Here is a 15,596-nt window from a genome sequence, read left to right as displayed (position 1 = left end):
AGAAGATCAATGGTCATCATTACTGGATGATCTGCACATGTGGCATGTACACTATCACGCATCGTTTTAATTTATTGAATTATGGATAAACAAATGGAGTCCAGGCATTTGAATGCGGCAGATGGAATACGCGGCGTTGCCGTGTTAATCGTTCTGTCTCAGCACCTATCAGCAATGCTGTTCCCGTCTACAGCACCATACATATCAGGAATGGGGAAGTATGGAGTTTGGCTTTTCTTTGTTCTGAGTGCTTTTTTGTTGTCGTATAAATTCTTCTACAAGGGATTTTCTGCCAGAGAACTTACATCATATTGTGTGGGCCGTGTCATCAGGATTCTTCCTTTGTTCGCAATTGCAGTAACAATATATTGTTATGCTGGATATTACCCTGTTGAAAAAATACCAAGTGTCATTGCATTTGATATAGGCTTTTACCACATGTGGACAATCCCTGTGGAATTTAAGTTCTACTTTGTACTTCCTGTATTTGCATTTATATATTTTTATATATTCAGAAAGTTAAATAAATCATCTCTTTTTATTATTTTCTGCATTTTTTCAATAGCTGCTCACCAGTTCTTTTTCCCTGAGTCAAAAACTCCTTCTAGCGTTGAGTACACATCATATACGACATGGTATCTGCCGTGTTTCCTGTTCGGAATCATGGCTGCGACATTATATGTGAACAGAGATTTTAACGTGAATGAGAAAGTCAGTGACTTTATAGTTACCGCGATCTTTATCGCTATGATAATCGCTTCGCCTGGCGTGCTTAATTATCTGTTTGGCGTACCTATGACTGACTATCTGGGAAGGGAGTTCGTGGCTCTGAGTCTGGGATGGTCCGTTGTGCTGATGTTGCTTATCAACGGGAGAGGGGTATGGGGAAAAGTGATGAGGAGTAAGGTTTTAACATACCTCGGCAAGTGGAGTTTCTCGATATATCTTTTCCATTACATAATATTTGTCGAGATATCAAGAAATCATTCATATAGCATACCGTATGCTGTGATCGCTTTAGCCTCTGCCATTGCTGTAGGGGCAGCATTTTATTATCTTGTTGAAATGAATCTTGAAAAATCAAGACATATGCTAATGAGAATGATGTCATCTCAGCAGCAGACTAATCAATAATATTTAAAGCCCACCATCAGGTGGGCTAATTACATTCAGATAGGTTCATCATAGTCGCATTCTGGGCACACCCAGCACAGGAAGCTTTTTGGGGTTGATGTCCCAAATATGTCCCATGGCGGAAATATGAAGGAAGTAAATGAGTCATAAGTTATTGAAATTTAATGGTACGCCCTGTAGGATTCGAACCTACGACCTACGGCTTAGAAGGCCGTTGCTCTATCCAACTGAGCTAAGGGCGCACTGAGAAGAGTAAACTTCGTGGCGGTGAAACGCGTGGAATTATACGGTCAATAGCAGGTGAGTCAATGCCTTTTGGCACGATTACCACTCTTCTCCTCTTATCGCCGCTAGTCGCCTGTATATACGTCGATTTTTTCAACATTTATCCCCCTTTCTTTTCTCCTCGAATTGCAAGTATCACTGCGAAAAAGCCTGGTCACAATTAAGTAACGCCTGCTGTTTTCACGTTTCTCGTACAGTCACACTCTCCTGTGGTATCCCGGCCGCCTGGAGGCCGGCAAACAACAGGACAATGGAGTGACAGCGCTAAACCTGATATGGAAGACCTCTCCGCCAAATGGCGATATCAGCCGGTTACGCCGAATTTCTCGCGACATCACCGGTATCAAACTGGAACCTATCGTCGCCCTCGCATCCTCACGCACTGTCGGTGTCGAAGTGCTCAGCGTGCTCTCCCCTCACCGTAAAAGTGAACCTTTCTTTCAGGAGCAGTCTCCTGAGCAATCACTTTTGTTGCTTGAGGCACAACTCGCCACGTTTAAAAATTCCCCTCCGGGCCATACGCTTTTTATCAATCTGCCGATAACTGTCTTCACCCTGACGGACGCTTTCCAGCGATTGCTGCGTCGGGGCGGCCCACGGCTAAACATTGAAATCGTCGAACCGACCTCTCTTTTTGCACTGCCTATGCCGCTACGAGAATGTGTTGTCAGGCATTTGCAACAATTGAGCCTTCAGGGCCACAGGATCTGGCTGGATGACGTTGATGAAACATCAATACATCCATTTTTATCCTGCCGTTTACCGTTGAGCGGGATCAAGATCGATAAAATGGCGTTCTGGAGATTACGTGCAACCCCTGCGCTTGCGCAGTTGGTGAATCTCTGTTCGCAGATTGCCGGGCAGGTGCTTATCGAAGGAATTGAGACAAAAAGGGATCATGCATTTGCACTGCAGGCAGGAGCGGGACTGGGCCAGGGATATCACTGGCCATCCAGGCAGTGGCCGTAGAATTAAACGGTCATCGCCAGGAGGAAAACGATGCGCATGACAGTACGCCGATACAGGCGACGTCGCACAGGGAGTGATTCACTGGGATTTGCGCACTCGCCTCTTCGCCTGCCTTTTTTTGATCGTCTCGAATTTTTGAGCCAGTCAGTTAACCAGACGCGCAAAACGGATGCCCCCTTCATTATCCTGGTTACTCAGGATAATTTCCTGCGTGCCGGTTTTCTGCATGGGCAATATCCCCTGAGTAACTGCTACGACTACGAAACGCTGGAACCTGCGTTTAATGCACTTGAGCTATGGCCATCAGCGCGGCTGGTTGTGGATACCGACAGCAACACGACAACGCTTATCGAGATGCTGGACCAGTTGCGCAGATACAGTCTTTACCCCCCTTTCCTCACCCCGCATCTGTTGATCCGTGCTGATGATTACGATACCCGGCTCTTCTGCAAAGCTGCGGGGCCGTTTCAGATTCTCGAACGCCAGTTGCCAGCAGCCGTCATTCAGCAGGGGCTTCTTGAAGACGAACCTCCGGGGATCAATAAAGAGTGGTTTTCCCGGGATGAATGGCCTGTATTACAGGAACTCTCTCGCGGAAAATCGTTACGCGACATCGCGCTGGCGCAAAACCGCCCCTATAGCCGTGTCGTTTATCGCCTGGGCTGTATTCTGGATAAATTGGGTTTACACCACCGTCAGCAACTCCTGCATCTTCTCAATAATCTCTCAGACTTTACCTTTTAACACATGAATTAAGCCTTTAATTCCTAAAGACCTTTAAGAAATTACTTACACAGCATGTTAATTTTGTGTTGATTTTTAACAAAGCACTCCATATTACAACTATTCCTAATTTACCAGGTTAAACAAAGCGAAAAACCGACAAAATCCTAAAAAGCAGTATTTTTATCCATACGTTAAGATAATAACTATTCGGTTAAGAGATGATAACGATTTAAAAACAAGCATATTACCGATAATGGCTGGCATGACACTGTGGAATAGACAGCATATCCTGCTGTTCAGACAGCAATTTTTTTTCGCTGACGCCTATTGCTTTCAGATGAAGGTATTGCGCCCTGTAGCCAGATCTGGATCCCTTTATGTCGGGAAAAAGGCTCAGGATCGGACCGCTATTTTATTAACATTTGATCAACACACAGCGATATGTGTTATTTTTTGTTATTACATGAAGATGAAAGTCCAATACAAATGGAATAACAGGTTAATTTATCCAAATTTAAAATAATAGATCTTCCAATCCAGAAGATAATATCCATCAATAAACCAATAGTAATTTACAGGCTTTTCGGAGAAAACTTACACGGTATAATAAGACGTGTTTCAAACATGAATAAGAAAAAACTTTTTGCTATTACCAGCCAAATGACATAACCACGCTGAGGCATTGATTCCATCGCTACGCTAACAAGGATGCTTTCGTTCTTTCCAGGGAAATACTACCGTATAAGGATCTACATAATTATCCTTCCGGCTTTCCGAGAGTTTTAGCAAAAGCTCAGCACAACGCTTTTAACAATCTGAGGCATATAAAATGAAACCGGCATCCGTTATCATTATGGACGAACACCCTATCGTCAGAATGTCGATAGAAGTCCTGCTACAGAAAAATAAAAATATCGTGATCAAACTTAAGTCAGGTGATAGCCATGAAGTGCTTGACTGCATACGCAACCATGCGATTGATCTGGTGATCCTTGACATTGAACTTTCGGGAACTGATGGCTTTTCATTACTTAAGAGAATCAAGAACTTAAACAAAAACATCAAAGTTCTATTCCTGTCATCAAAATCGGAGTCCTTTTATGCCGGGCGTGCTATTCGTGCCGGAGCAAATGGTTTTGTCAGTAAACGAAAAGATTTGGGCGATATCTACAGTGCGGTCGACATGTTGCTGAATGGCTATTCATTTTTCCCTTCAGAAACCTTGAGCTTTATAAATCATCTTGGATCTCGGGATGGAATATCCACTGATATGCCATTATCAAACCGGGAAGTGACGGTGCTCCGTTATCTGGCAAATGGATTGTCAAATAAAGAGATAGCGGAGCAATTACTGCTAAGTAACAAAACGATAAGCGCACACAAATCCAATATCTATTCTAAATTGGGTGTGCAAACCATTGTGGAGTTAATTGATTACGCCAAGACCCACGAGCTACTTTAACCTGAATTCACTCCCTGCCACTTACACAAGTGGCAGGGAGTGCGGTCAGCCCTAATTATAATTAATCATAAAGGTTGCATCAGCATCAGCCCGGCCTGGCTGAGGATTATCTGCAGTAGCTATATAATTGGCATAAAACGACAGCATCGCATTTCCCTGTGCATCAACCTCTACCGCCTGGCTGGCTTGTTGCAATGCCAGAGGCGTTTTATCGCCATCACGAATCTCCACCGCCACGTGACTGGCCTGGCTGCCATCGTTCAGCGCCAACAAACGACTGTCGCTGCCGTCAGCCTTACCCGAGAAGGTAATAGAGGCGGAACCGGGCGGGCATCCGCTTAGCTTTAGAGTAAATGAGACAGGCTGCGTCCGGCTCCCCGTGGTGCTGAGTTGTTTCGTTGGCCACGTACCCAACGTAACAGACTTATCGCTGTCACTGCCCTCCGCCACACAGGTGAAATCCACTATGTTGCCATAGAGTTGAATGTTGATTTCTCCCAACGGCGTTTCAGCGAGCGCCAGACGCGGCCATAAGAAGGCCATCATCCCCGCCGCAACAATCACTTTATGCATGACGCCTCCTTACTGGTAATCCACACGCAAGTAACCCCGCGAGGTGAATCGTCCTTCAGCCGGTTTATTGCCTGTAATACTCACCGGCCACGCCATAATCCCGACTTGCGCAGACGCGTTATCGTCCAGCCGGAAGGGAATAATACTGCCCAAATTATTCGGCGTGAGCGGTGTTCCGGACGCATTTGCCACCACAAATCCCACGTCCGGGTTATCCGACACCAGCGCACTGCCGGAGACTTTTTCCGCTTCAATACGCATGGTTAAGTAAGCATTCGCTTCCACGTTTGTGCATTTAATGGCGATCGATTTTGTTTTCGCCGCAATCCCTTCCGGGCGATTGCCGGCCCCGGCTTTACTGAATAACGACGCGCCAATATCTCCAAAATCAAACTCCACAATGCTACCGGCGTTGATGGTACAACTTTGCGGAACCTGAATTGTCCCGCTGTAACTGATGGTATAGACCGGAGTGCTCAACGGATCCGAGGAGGTCGTTGTGACATACACACGGAACATCGTCTCACGCGGAATCACCACCATATTGATAAAACGCCGCGTTACCCTAAGACGGAACACCAGGCTTGAATCCTGAACCCCAAACGGCAGATTTTTGGAGACATTGGGGTGACTCCCCATCTGAATGTAATTCTTCGGGGGGTAAAACACGCCAGAATAGCTGTCCGTGATTTTCATCGCCCCGTCCAGATACTCATTCAGCTTCAGGTACTGATAGCCATCAATGGTCCCCGTCACCGGGAAATCCGTCACATAGCTGCGCTTGGTGGTGTTCCCCGACGTCCCCTTTGGACAAACGGCATTAACTCCCACCCATTGCGACTTCTCGCTAAGCGTGACAACTTGTCCAACCTGATTATTCGAACTGTTAAAGGTATCCGTTAAATCGTAATACACATCGGTTGGGACGCCTTTTTCATTAACACATACAGTGGCCATTGCCTTTGTCACAGGCAACACAACCAGAAGCGTCAACATCAGGTAGCGAATCTTAATCACAGCGGATCTCCTTAAGTGTGATCGCCTGTTGCAGGCTCTTTTCTGGCAGTCGGTAAGATGCCCGGCATTGCGAACCCGCCCCATTGCCCCACTGGATCAGCAGTTCACCTTCCAGCGGCAACCCACTCAGGTAAATCTGTCCATCATCCCCGACCATGCTGGTGACGCCACTTTGCGTTTCCCGCACAATTGCGCCAAAAGGTAAAGGCTGATTGCCGCGTTTCACCGTCAGCAAGGCTCGTACACCAATACGCGCATCAAAACTGGCGCGAACCAACGCACCTTTAGTCGGGACAACGCTGCTTACGTTATTTTCAATATCGGTGTTGTTGCTCATGGTGTTGGTATCCAGCGCTACGCGGTTATAGCGATAAACCGTGGCATAGGGCATCACCGCATAACCCCGCCAGTCGGTTCTTACCCCGGTCTGGTTTTCGACACTAACCCCCGCTGCACCCGGCGCTTTAATGAGGACGTTGGTATCCCCTAACGGCTGGCTAAAGGTGACACCGTCGGCGTGGCCCACTACGCCACCGGAAAGCTGCCAGTTCAGGTCATGCTGATCGCGGGCATAGTTATACCCCATCCCCAGCGTGCCATAGGTTGCCTGCCAGTTAGCACTGGCGCTCCCACTGGTCCCGTTCGTGCTGGTATGCCCTTGCGTCACGCTATAACTCAGGTTGCGATCTTCCAGCAGCGTGCCGCTGACCCCGGTTTGCCAGCTGGTATCACCGTCGCTGTTTCGGCTGGCCGATGCCGTGGCATAAGCTCTGTCCAGCGCGTTATCGCGGCGGTAACCGTGGCGGGTAAATAAACTGAATGGTATGGAAACGTTAACCGATGCGAGCCTGTCAGTGCCGCTAATACCGACCGCCTGGTTCCACGACCACGACACGGAATAGCTGATGCCCTGCCATCCCCCGGCGTAACCCAGTTGATACCAGACATTTGAGTCGCTGGTTCCCCAATAAGTCTGCTCGCTACCCGAGACATACACGGAACCATAGTCCCCGAGAGACTGTGAAATGTTGAGCTGAAAGCGCCCTTTTTTATTCCACGTCAGGTTGTGATAACTCTGAACATCCGGCACGCCATCTTCATCTTTACTATCACCGTACTGATAGCCTTCCATGGCGTTCCATGCCACGTCATCCAGGGTATAAAACCCCTTCGTGGAGTAGCGATAGCCCAGCAACTGGAAGTTAGTGCCCATTCCGTTAAGCGATTTTGCGTAGAGAAAACGCAACGACTGGCCTTCATGGCGGCTGTCATCCGCCAGTTGGCTTCGGGCATGGGTTAAATCGAGCGAGACCGCCCCCCAGTCACCAAGGTTTTTTCCCGCGCCAATCGCCAGAGCGGTATACCGTGAGGCCAGCTGTGTCCCGCCATATAACGTGTAGCCCTCAGCCAGACCGGCAATCAGCGTCCCCTGTGTAAAGAACGGTGTATCCTGTTCGCTGTTGCCGCTGCGGTAATCCCCGGCCACCAGATCATATTTCCAGCGCCCTTCGCGCTGGAGCAAAGGCACAGTAGAGTACGGCACGGTATACCGTTGCTGGCTGCCATCTTTCTCTTCGACCGTGACGTCCAAATCGCCGCTTGAAGAGGTAGGGTTCAAATCACTGATGGCAAACGCCCCTGCCTGCACATAGCTTTGATAAATCACGTAACCGTTCTGGCGAATCACCACTTTTGCCGGGGTACGGGCGATACCGCGCACGGTTGGCGCGTAGCCTTGCAGGCTGTCCGGATACATGCTGTCGGAAGAAAAGAGGCGGCCCCCGCGAAAGCCAACGCTATCAAAGACGTCGTTACCGGTATTGCTGTCGCCCAGCACCAGCTCACTCTTCAGCGGGATAACCGTACGCTGCGCCCATGTGCCGATATTCTGCCAGGCATTGTGTCGCTGGCCATTGCTTTGCGTGTAGCGCCACGCGCCATTGTTGCGCAACCGCCAGGCGCCATAGTTAAGACCACTTTGCAGGCTGAGATAATAGCTGTCGTCATCGCTGCCCCGATTGCCGCTAAAGCTGTAGTTCAGCAACGCAGCCGGAATTCCTTCATCCCATTGTTCAGGCGGAATATAGCCCCGCGCACTGTTCTGTAATGCCACCTGCGGCAAGCTGACGTTAAGGCGCTGAGCTGAAAAGTTAAATGCCACCTCGCTACCAGGAAGTACCGTGGTCAACGGAACACATGCCTCCCCTTTAACAGCGGCCAGCTCAGGAAAAGCGGTGATATTGACACCAAAACGATCCAGCATCGCACGCGTGATACACGGAGATAACCCGCCTGCAACAGGAGAGGTGCTCCCGGTGGCCGCTTCAAAACGCACATCCTGCGTGCCGATAAACTCATCGTTACGCCAGATATCTACGCGATAGAGGCCCGGAGCCTGCTGATGGCCTTGTTCAAAACGTGACAAATCCGCCACGCTCGCGGTGTCGTCTGATAAAAACGCAGGATTAAAGTAGCTTTCGCTCCACCCGTTAAACGGCCAGAGCGTTGTCATCAAAGCCAGAGCTACCGGGCAGTAACGCCATTGAGTGTTCATTACCAGGCTCTGCTTACAGGCTGACGCGGCGCGCCGGGGTGATCGCCCCATAGTCATTCACACTCTGCCAGGAAAGCGTGCCGCCCGCAGCCGCCGGGAGGCGTTGCTGCGCCGAATTTTTAGGGGCAATCATCAGGTTATCCAGCTTCTGCCCACCCAGTTGCAGATTAACCAGCGTCACATAATACGGAGAAGCATTACTCACCTTCAGGTGATCCCCCGTTCGTTCAAAGCGTAACTGAGAGAGCGCCTCTTCCGGCGGCATCGCCAGGTTATTAGGACGAACGAACAGCTTAATGCGCGACAAAATAGCCAGTTGCAGGACGTTTTTTCCTTCCAGTGTGGCCTTATTCACTGATGGGATCGCTTTCACATTCATCCAGAAGAGGGACTCGCGATCGGTGGGCAGTGGTGCGCCTGTATAAATAATACGCAGCGTATTTTCGCTGTCAGGTTCACTGACAAACAGCGGCGGCGTAACAACGAAGCTTTTTTCTTTTTCACCACGATCGTTTTCGATCCAGGCGTTAATTAAATAACGTTCCTGCTTATTGCTGTTTGTAATCGCCAGCGATGTTTGTTTCGCTTCCGCCGGATAAATAACGCGTGTTGCGCCCAGCGCAATACCACCGGACGCACTGGCCGGCAGAGAAAAAAGCATCAAAATAAGAGAGAAGATCAGGCCTGATTTAAACATGGCGTTCATCACTACAATACCTTTAATAATATGTTCGCGGGTGTGTACGGCGTTATGGATAAATCAATGTAAACCAGACATCAGACTGAATATTGCCCGGTACAAGATGTTCGGAAATCGCCCGATAACGGGCGCTAAAATGAAAAGCAAGCTCGCTCGTTTCTAGCGGTAATGTGCTCGTCGGGGCCGTATTTGGGATAATCTGCCGTTGCTGTTCGTCAAAAAGGGCCAGCCCGACGCCACTGTTTACCGGGGCCTCTCCCGCCCGCGATGTCGCGATAAAGACCTGTGGATCTTCCGCTGGCGTTACGCCCTGAAACTGGATCCCCACGCTGCGTGAGACATCCATGCTGCAATCCACCAACCGTATGGCAAAAGGGACATTGACCGTAGAAAAACTCCCCACGCCAGAAAACGAATTGGTCCGGTACTGTCCCATTTCGACCCGCATATGTTGGCTGTCAGACGCCACAGCGCAACCGCCATTGACCAGTTCGCCTCTGATATGAACCTGCCCGCCATCCACGATGACAGTGTGTGCCATCACTGATGGTGCAAACGCGAGTGCCAGCAGCATCCTTTTCCTGATCATCTTTCATTCTCAGCTTTAGCGTGAAAGTGGCCTCCTCCCTGAGGCCGGAAACATCCCTGTGGAAAAGGCTTATTCGTATTTCATTACGAAGGTTGCATCCGCGTTAGCCATGCCAGGTTCAGTGGTGGCTGCAGTGGATTTATAACGTGCGGTAAAGCTCAGGGTGTTCGTCCCCTGAATCAGGCTCTGCGCCGCGGAGAAGGACGCGCCATCCGGGGTCAGCGTGCTGGATTTGTTATCGAGGATCTCGATACCAACACCTTTTGCTGTGTTGTCGTTGCTGCCGGACGTTACTGCCAACAACGTTTTGTCAGTTGGATCAATCTGACCGGTAAAGGCTACGGCTGCAGTTTTCGCTACCAGCGGATCACAGTCATTCAGTACGATGTTGAAAGGAATATTCGAGGTCGTGTCACCAACTTTGGTGAATTTCGCCGTACGGTATTGACCGAGATTAACAATTTGATCGGAAGACTCAGTATTCACAGAACATGCTGCGTTAACCAATTCACCTTTAAAATGTACCGTTCCGCCATTAACATAAACCGGTGTTACAGGATCTTCTGCGTGTGCAGCACCAGCGGCCAGCACCAGGGCCGCAATAACGGTTGAAGCAATATTGCTGAGTTTCATGTCTATTCCTTTAAAATGTAGAAAGCCCTTCCCGCGATAATCGGGAATAAGAAATACGTTCAATCAATTAATTGAAGGCTTATTTCAGGAGAGATAAAGTAGCGCAACAATAAATATAAAAATATGTCCAAACACTGTGATATCTCCTGGTTACATCCTAATTCCCACTAAGAAAACGCCCACACATAAAAAAGGGTTTATGCCATCAGCAAAGGGGCCAATGTGGAAATCTCGCAATGGGTGACTGACAGCGGCGCTCGCTTCTGACAAAATATAGGCAATCCCCCTTTCAAACGTTACAGACGGAATCCTCTCTCTGATGGCAGCAAAGATTATTGACGGTAAAACGATTGCGCAGCAGGTGCGCTCTGAAGTCGCGGAAAAAGTGAAGGCGCGAAAAGCGGCTGGACTTCGTGCACCAGGGTTAGCTGTTGTGCTGGTCGGCAGCAACCCGGCATCGCAGATTTATGTCGGCAGCAAACGCAAAGCGTGCGAAGAAGTGGGGTTCGTCTCCCGCTCATACGATTTGCCAGAAACCACCAGCGAAGCAGAACTGCTTGAGCTGATTGACACCCTGAATGCCGATAAAGAAATCGACGGTATTCTGGTGCAGTTGCCTCTGCCTGCTGGCATCGACAACGTGAAGGTCCTTGAACGTATTGCGCCTGATAAAGACGTGGATGGTTTCCATCCGTATAACGTTGGCCGTCTGTGCCAGCGCGCGCCACGTCTGCGCCCATGCACTCCGCGCGGCATTGTTACCCTGCTGGAGCGCTACAACATTGATACCTATGGCCTGAATGCCGTGGTGATTGGCGCGTCTAATATCGTTGGCCGTCCCATGAGCATGGAGCTTCTGCTGGCAGGTTGCACCACGACCGTGACCCACCGCTTTACGAAAAACCTGCGTCACCATGTTGAGAACGCCGATCTGCTGATCGTCGCAGTGGGTAAACCCGGCTTTATCCCTGGTGAGTGGATCAAAGAAGGCGCAATTGTTGTGGACGTGGGCATTAACCGTCTTGAAAGCGGCAAAGTGGTTGGCGACGTGGTGTTTGAAGATGCCGCAGCACGCGCATCCTACATCACTCCGGTTCCGGGCGGTGTAGGTCCAATGACCGTGGCAACCCTGATTCAAAATACTTTGCAGGCATGCGAAGAGTATCACGACGTAGAGGAAGCGTAAGATGTCCACATTTGCATTAGGTAAACACCCGCACGTTGAGTTGTGCGATCTGCTAAAACTGGAAGGCTGGAGCGAGAGTGGCGCACAGGCCAAAATCGCCATTGCTGATGGTCTGGTTAAAGTGGACGGTGCGGTTGAAACCCGTAAACGTTGCAAGATCGTCGCGGGGCAGACCGTGAGTTTTGAAGGTCAGAGTGTGACGGTGACGGCGTAAGTCGTCTGCTCCCTCTCCCACAGGGAGAGGGGACTGTTCAGCGCTATTTTTACTCTCCCTCGCATCAGGCCCTTTTTCTCTCGCCCCTTTGGGGAGAGAGGGGAATCCCCCTCCTACTCCCGACAAATCTCCCTATTTCCATCGCGGTTAATTATCGATCAACTTCAAAAAATCACTATTTCATCTGTTGAAAAGTGAAAATTTAGTTGCACGAATTTCACACTTTCCTCACGATAAGTAGAACGTTCTACTAAAACGTTATACTTACAATAACAGCGCCAATTAAAGGCGCTACTCGGGGGAAATCAGCATGAGTCTGATATCAGGGTTTGTTAAATCGTTGTCAAAGTTATCGATGATTGGTCGCGCATTAATGCTGCCAATTTCACTCCTTCCTGCTGCAGGTCTGCTGTTGGCCTTCGGGGATAAATTCCATCTGCCACTGATGATGAACGCGGGTGGCGTCATTTTTGATAACCTGCCGATGCTGTTCGCTATCGGCTCTGCTGTGGGTCTGGCATCGGAATCCGGTATCGCCGCACTCTCCGCTGCGGTGTCGGTTTTTGTCACAAACATCACCATCGGAACGGTGCTCAGCATCACGCCAGAGATGGCTTCCCAGGGTGGAAAATACGCGATGGTCGTGGGGATCCCCACCTTACAGATGGGCGTTTTCGGCGGTCTGATTTGCGGTATTCTCGCCGCGTGGTGCTACAACCGTTTCCACACCATGCAGTTGCCGGAATTCCTCGGCTTCTTCTCGGGTAAACGTTTTGTCGCCATTGCCACCGCTTTTTTATCCTTCGTTCTTGGTCTGCTGCTGCCCTACGTCTGGCAACACATCCAGGCGGGTATCGATGCGCTTTCCGTTATTGTTAACGGAGATAATCAGGCCGCATCGACCTTTATCTTCGGTCTGGTTGAACGCGCACTCATCCCGCTTGGCCTGCACCACATCTGGTATCCTTCGTTCTGGTACTCGTTTGGCGACTACACCACCCAGGCAGGCCAGGTGATCCATGGCGACCAGACTATCTGGTTCAAAATGCTGGAAGAAGGGACAAAATCCTTCAGCAGCGATACCTACCAGAATGCCGGTAAGTTCATGCAGGGTGAGTTCCCGCTGATGCTGTTTGCACTGCCTGCGGCATGCCTTGCGATGTATCACGAAGCTCACACCAAAAACAAAAAGATCGCCTTCGGCATTCTGTTCTCCGCAGCATTAACCTGCTTCCTGACAGGCATTACCGAACCAGTCGAGTTCACCTTTATTTTTGTTGCGCCAATCCTGTACGTCTTTAACGCCATTATGGCCGGCCTGGCCTACATGACGATGTACCTGCTGCATGCGCACATTGCAAAATCGTTCTCTGCCGGGTTTATCGACTACCTGTCGTTTGGGATCCTGCCATCATTTAATGGCTATCAAACCAACTTCCTGAACGCGGTCATTATCGGTATCCCGATGGCGCTGATTTACTACTTCACCTTCCGCTACGTCATTCGCCGTTTCGATGTTAAAACGCCGGGCCGTACTGAAGTCACCACCACCACGGACGATAAAACCGACACCGAAATTGCGACCGAGATTATCACTCTGCTGGGTGGCGCGAAGAACATCGACTCCGTGGGCTCGTGCATCACTCGCTTGCGCCTTGAAGTGGCAAAAAGCGATGAGGTGGATAAGGATGGTCTGAACGGTCTTGGCGCACGCGGCGTGGTCTTTGTCGGGGACAACGGCATCCAGGTAATATTTGGAGCCAGAGCACAGTTTATCGCCCAAACCATGTCCACCATGATCGGCAAATAATAAGATGCCGGACTGACACGTCTCCTGTACTCTGGGAGACGTTGTCTTATCTGGCTGATAATCGGTAAATTTCAGGGAGCGGTTTTGAAGAAAGTCAGCATTATTGATGTCGCAAAGCAGGCTGGCGTATCGGTATCTACCGTATCGCTGGTACTCCGCCAGAAAGGGAAAATCTCAGAAGCGACCATTGAGAAAGTCCATGCTGCCATCAATACGCTCGGGTATGTTCACAACGTCGCCGCCGCGAATCTTCGCGCCAATACCTCCAATCTTATCGGCCTTATCCTGCGTGATTTCAGCGACAGCTTCTCCATTAAGGTGATGGCAAGCATCGTGCAGGAGCTAGAAAAACAAGGGTTTATGGTTTTTCTCGGTCAACCGCTTAACGACCACGAACATCTTGAACGCTGCCTGCTCTCGTTTAAACAGCAAGGGGTGGCTGGCGTCATTTATCTGGCCTCGGATACGCGCACATCCTCTCTACCCGCACAAATCCGTGAATGCCCGTTACCTCTGGTTGCCGTCTCACAGTCCCTGCTGAATGAGCCCTGCAATCTGGTGATGCGTGATAACCGCCAGGCCGCAAGCCTGGCAACCCGTTACCTTATTGAACGCGGTCACCGCAATATTGCCTACATTGGTGGACGTGAAGGCTGCCTTATTCGCGAACAGCGCCTGCTCGGTTTTCGTAGCGCAATGGCACAATACGGCCTGGTTAATCGTGAAGAGTCAGCCCCGGCCTGTAGCGACGACACCCAGGCTGCAGGTTTGGCGACACGTCAGTTGCTGGAGAAAAACAACACCATCACCGCCCTGCTTTGCCATTCACCAGATGCGATGATCGGCTCCATTTCCGGGATCCATCATGTGGGGCGCACCGTCGGGAAAGATGTGTTTTTAACGCAACAGGTCGCACTGGTGGGCTTTGAAGATATGCTGCATGTTAATCTCACCTCTCCGTCGTTCACCTACGTCTCTTCAGCCAGTGAAGAGACCGGCCGCCAGGCTGCCGGGCTGATGATTCGTAAACTGAAAGAGCCAGAACTGCAAACCCAGCGAATTACGCTTTCCGGGCAGCTTATCGCACGGGAATCCGCATAATTTCAGATTTAGCTACGCGTTACCCAGGCCGATTAACTGCTATATTTCCATGATTTACCATGGATTATTACGATGCCGACCATTATCACCCACGCCGCTGTACCACTTTGTCTGGGCTTAGGCCTGGGCACTAAAGTGATCCCTCCTCGTTTACTTTTTGCCGGAATTGTCCTTGCCATGCTGCCGGATGCCGATGTTCTGGCGTTTAAATTCGGTGTGGCCTACGGCAATATTTTCGGCCATCGCGGGTTTACGCATTCGTTGTTGTTTGCGTTCATCGTGCCAATTCTCTGTGTCCTGGTCGGTCGACGGTGGTTCAGAGCCGGGCTAATGCGCTGCTGGCTGTTTTTGACGGTCTCACTGCTCTCTCACAGCTTACTCGATTCGGTGACGACAGGCGGCAAAGGGGTCGGCTGGCTTTGGCCGTGGTCAGATGAACGGTTCTTCGCGCCGTGGCAGGTGATTAAAGTCGCGCCATTTGCCCTGTCGCGTTATGCCACGCCGTACGGGCATCAAGTGATTATCTCTGAATTACTGTGGGTCTGGCTGCCGGGGGGCGTGTTGATGGGGCTGTTATGGTGGAAGCGGAGATAAAAGCAAAACGGCAACTCAGGTTGCCGTTTTTCGTATTTGCCCCCTCCCC

The 15,596-nt window shown here is 50.1% G+C and carries 15 protein-coding genes and 1 tRNA gene; 9 read left to right on the top strand and 7 right to left on the bottom strand.

Translation table 11 applies throughout. From position 1 onward, the window contains the following. Positions 1-93: 93 nt before the first annotated feature. Complete coding sequence (locus HV346_RS05450; protein WP_181622548.1) at positions 94-1,134, top strand: acyltransferase; 1,041 nt, start codon at positions 94-96, stop codon at positions 1,132-1,134. Between the two features lie 165 nt (positions 1,135-1,299). On the opposite strand, the gene HV346_RS05445 is transcribed toward HV346_RS05450, so the two are convergent. After that, positions 1,300-1,376 (bottom strand) — tRNA-Arg (locus tag HV346_RS05445). Between the two features lie 298 nt (positions 1,377-1,674). On the opposite strand from HV346_RS05445, the gene HV346_RS05440 reads away from it, so the two are divergent. The 3 genes from HV346_RS05440 to fimZ all read left to right on the top strand — a co-directional run bounded on the left by HV346_RS05440 (position 1,675) and on the right by fimZ (position 4,576). After that, positions 1,675-2,388 (top strand): EAL domain-containing protein, encoded by a 714-nt coding sequence (locus tag HV346_RS05440; RefSeq protein WP_181622547.1) that lies wholly within the window; start codon positions 1,675-1,677, stop codon positions 2,386-2,388. A 30-nt stretch (positions 2,389-2,418) separates the two neighbouring features. Next, a complete protein-coding gene (locus tag HV346_RS05435) occupies positions 2,419-3,132 on the top strand; it encodes a LuxR C-terminal-related transcriptional regulator (protein WP_181622546.1) in 714 nt (237 codons plus the stop codon). Positions 3,133-3,943: 811 nt separating this feature from the next. Further along, complete coding sequence (gene fimZ, locus HV346_RS05430) at positions 3,944-4,576, top strand: fimbria biosynthesis transcriptional regulator FimZ (RefSeq protein ID WP_181622545.1); 633 nt, start codon at positions 3,944-3,946, stop codon at positions 4,574-4,576. 51 nt (positions 4,577-4,627) lie between these two features. Here fimZ and sfmF read toward each other — a convergent pair whose 3' ends face one another. The 6 genes from sfmF to fimA all read right to left on the bottom strand — a co-directional run bounded on the left by sfmF (position 4,628) and on the right by fimA (position 10,642). Beyond that, complete coding sequence (gene sfmF / locus HV346_RS05425; RefSeq protein WP_239006286.1) at positions 4,628-5,122, bottom strand: fimbria assembly protein; 495 nt, start codon at positions 5,120-5,122, stop codon at positions 4,628-4,630. 36 nt (positions 5,123-5,158) lie between these two features. Then, positions 5,159-6,166, bottom strand: coding sequence for a type 1 fimbria D-mannose specific adhesin FimH (fimH, locus tag HV346_RS05420; protein WP_181622543.1), 1,008 nt, complete (start codon positions 6,164-6,166; stop codon positions 5,159-5,161). After that, positions 6,159-8,720, bottom strand: coding sequence for a fimbrial biogenesis usher protein (locus tag HV346_RS05415; RefSeq protein WP_181622542.1), 2,562 nt, complete (start codon positions 8,718-8,720; stop codon positions 6,159-6,161). Before HV346_RS05415 ends, fimH begins: the two co-directional genes overlap by 8 nt. A 13-nt stretch (positions 8,721-8,733) precedes the next feature. Continuing rightward, positions 8,734-9,426, bottom strand: coding sequence for a type 1 fimbria chaperone FimC (fimC, locus tag HV346_RS05410; RefSeq protein WP_275943327.1), 693 nt, complete (start codon positions 9,424-9,426; stop codon positions 8,734-8,736). A gap of 43 nt (positions 9,427-9,469) precedes the next feature. After that, positions 9,470-10,009 (bottom strand): type 1 fimbrial protein subunit FimI, encoded by a 540-nt coding sequence (fimI, locus tag HV346_RS05405; protein WP_181622541.1) that lies wholly within the window; start codon positions 10,007-10,009, stop codon positions 9,470-9,472. 69 nt (positions 10,010-10,078) lie between these two features. Continuing rightward, the gene (gene fimA / locus HV346_RS05400; RefSeq protein WP_181622540.1) at positions 10,079-10,642 is read right to left on the bottom strand and encodes a type 1 fimbrial major subunit FimA; all 564 of its coding nucleotides are present in this window, start codon (positions 10,640-10,642) and stop codon (positions 10,079-10,081) included. Between the two features lie 319 nt (positions 10,643-10,961). Here fimA and folD point away from each other — a divergent pair, with 319 nt between their 5' ends. The 5 genes from folD to HV346_RS05375 all read left to right on the top strand — a co-directional run bounded on the left by folD (position 10,962) and on the right by HV346_RS05375 (position 15,547). After that, positions 10,962-11,828: a bifunctional methylenetetrahydrofolate dehydrogenase/methenyltetrahydrofolate cyclohydrolase FolD gene (gene folD, locus HV346_RS05395; RefSeq protein ID WP_181622539.1), complete on the top strand. Its 867-nt coding sequence runs from the start codon at positions 10,962-10,964 to the stop codon at positions 11,826-11,828. Between the two features lies 1 nt (position 11,829). Further along, the gene (gene ybcJ, locus HV346_RS05390) at positions 11,830-12,042 is read left to right on the top strand and encodes a ribosome-associated protein YbcJ (RefSeq protein ID WP_181622538.1); all 213 of its coding nucleotides are present in this window, start codon (positions 11,830-11,832) and stop codon (positions 12,040-12,042) included. Between the two features lie 310 nt (positions 12,043-12,352). Next, on the top strand, positions 12,353-13,852 hold the full coding sequence (locus HV346_RS05385) for a PTS transporter subunit EIIC (RefSeq protein WP_181622537.1): 1,500 nt from the start codon (positions 12,353-12,355) through the stop codon (positions 13,850-13,852). A gap of 84 nt (positions 13,853-13,936) precedes the next feature. Beyond that, the gene (gene malI / locus HV346_RS05380; RefSeq protein WP_181622536.1) at positions 13,937-14,953 is read left to right on the top strand and encodes a Mal regulon transcriptional regulator MalI; all 1,017 of its coding nucleotides are present in this window, start codon (positions 13,937-13,939) and stop codon (positions 14,951-14,953) included. Between the two features lie 72 nt (positions 14,954-15,025). Then, the gene (locus tag HV346_RS05375) at positions 15,026-15,547 is read left to right on the top strand and encodes a metal-dependent hydrolase (protein WP_181622535.1); all 522 of its coding nucleotides are present in this window, start codon (positions 15,026-15,028) and stop codon (positions 15,545-15,547) included. Positions 15,548-15,596 lie beyond the last annotated feature (49 nt).

The sequence above is a fragment of the Enterobacter sp. RHBSTW-00994 genome (genome assembly GCF_013782625.1).
Taxonomy (GTDB): domain Bacteria; phylum Pseudomonadota; class Gammaproteobacteria; order Enterobacterales; family Enterobacteriaceae; genus Enterobacter.
This window is presented reverse-complemented; position numbering and strand designations above follow the sequence as displayed.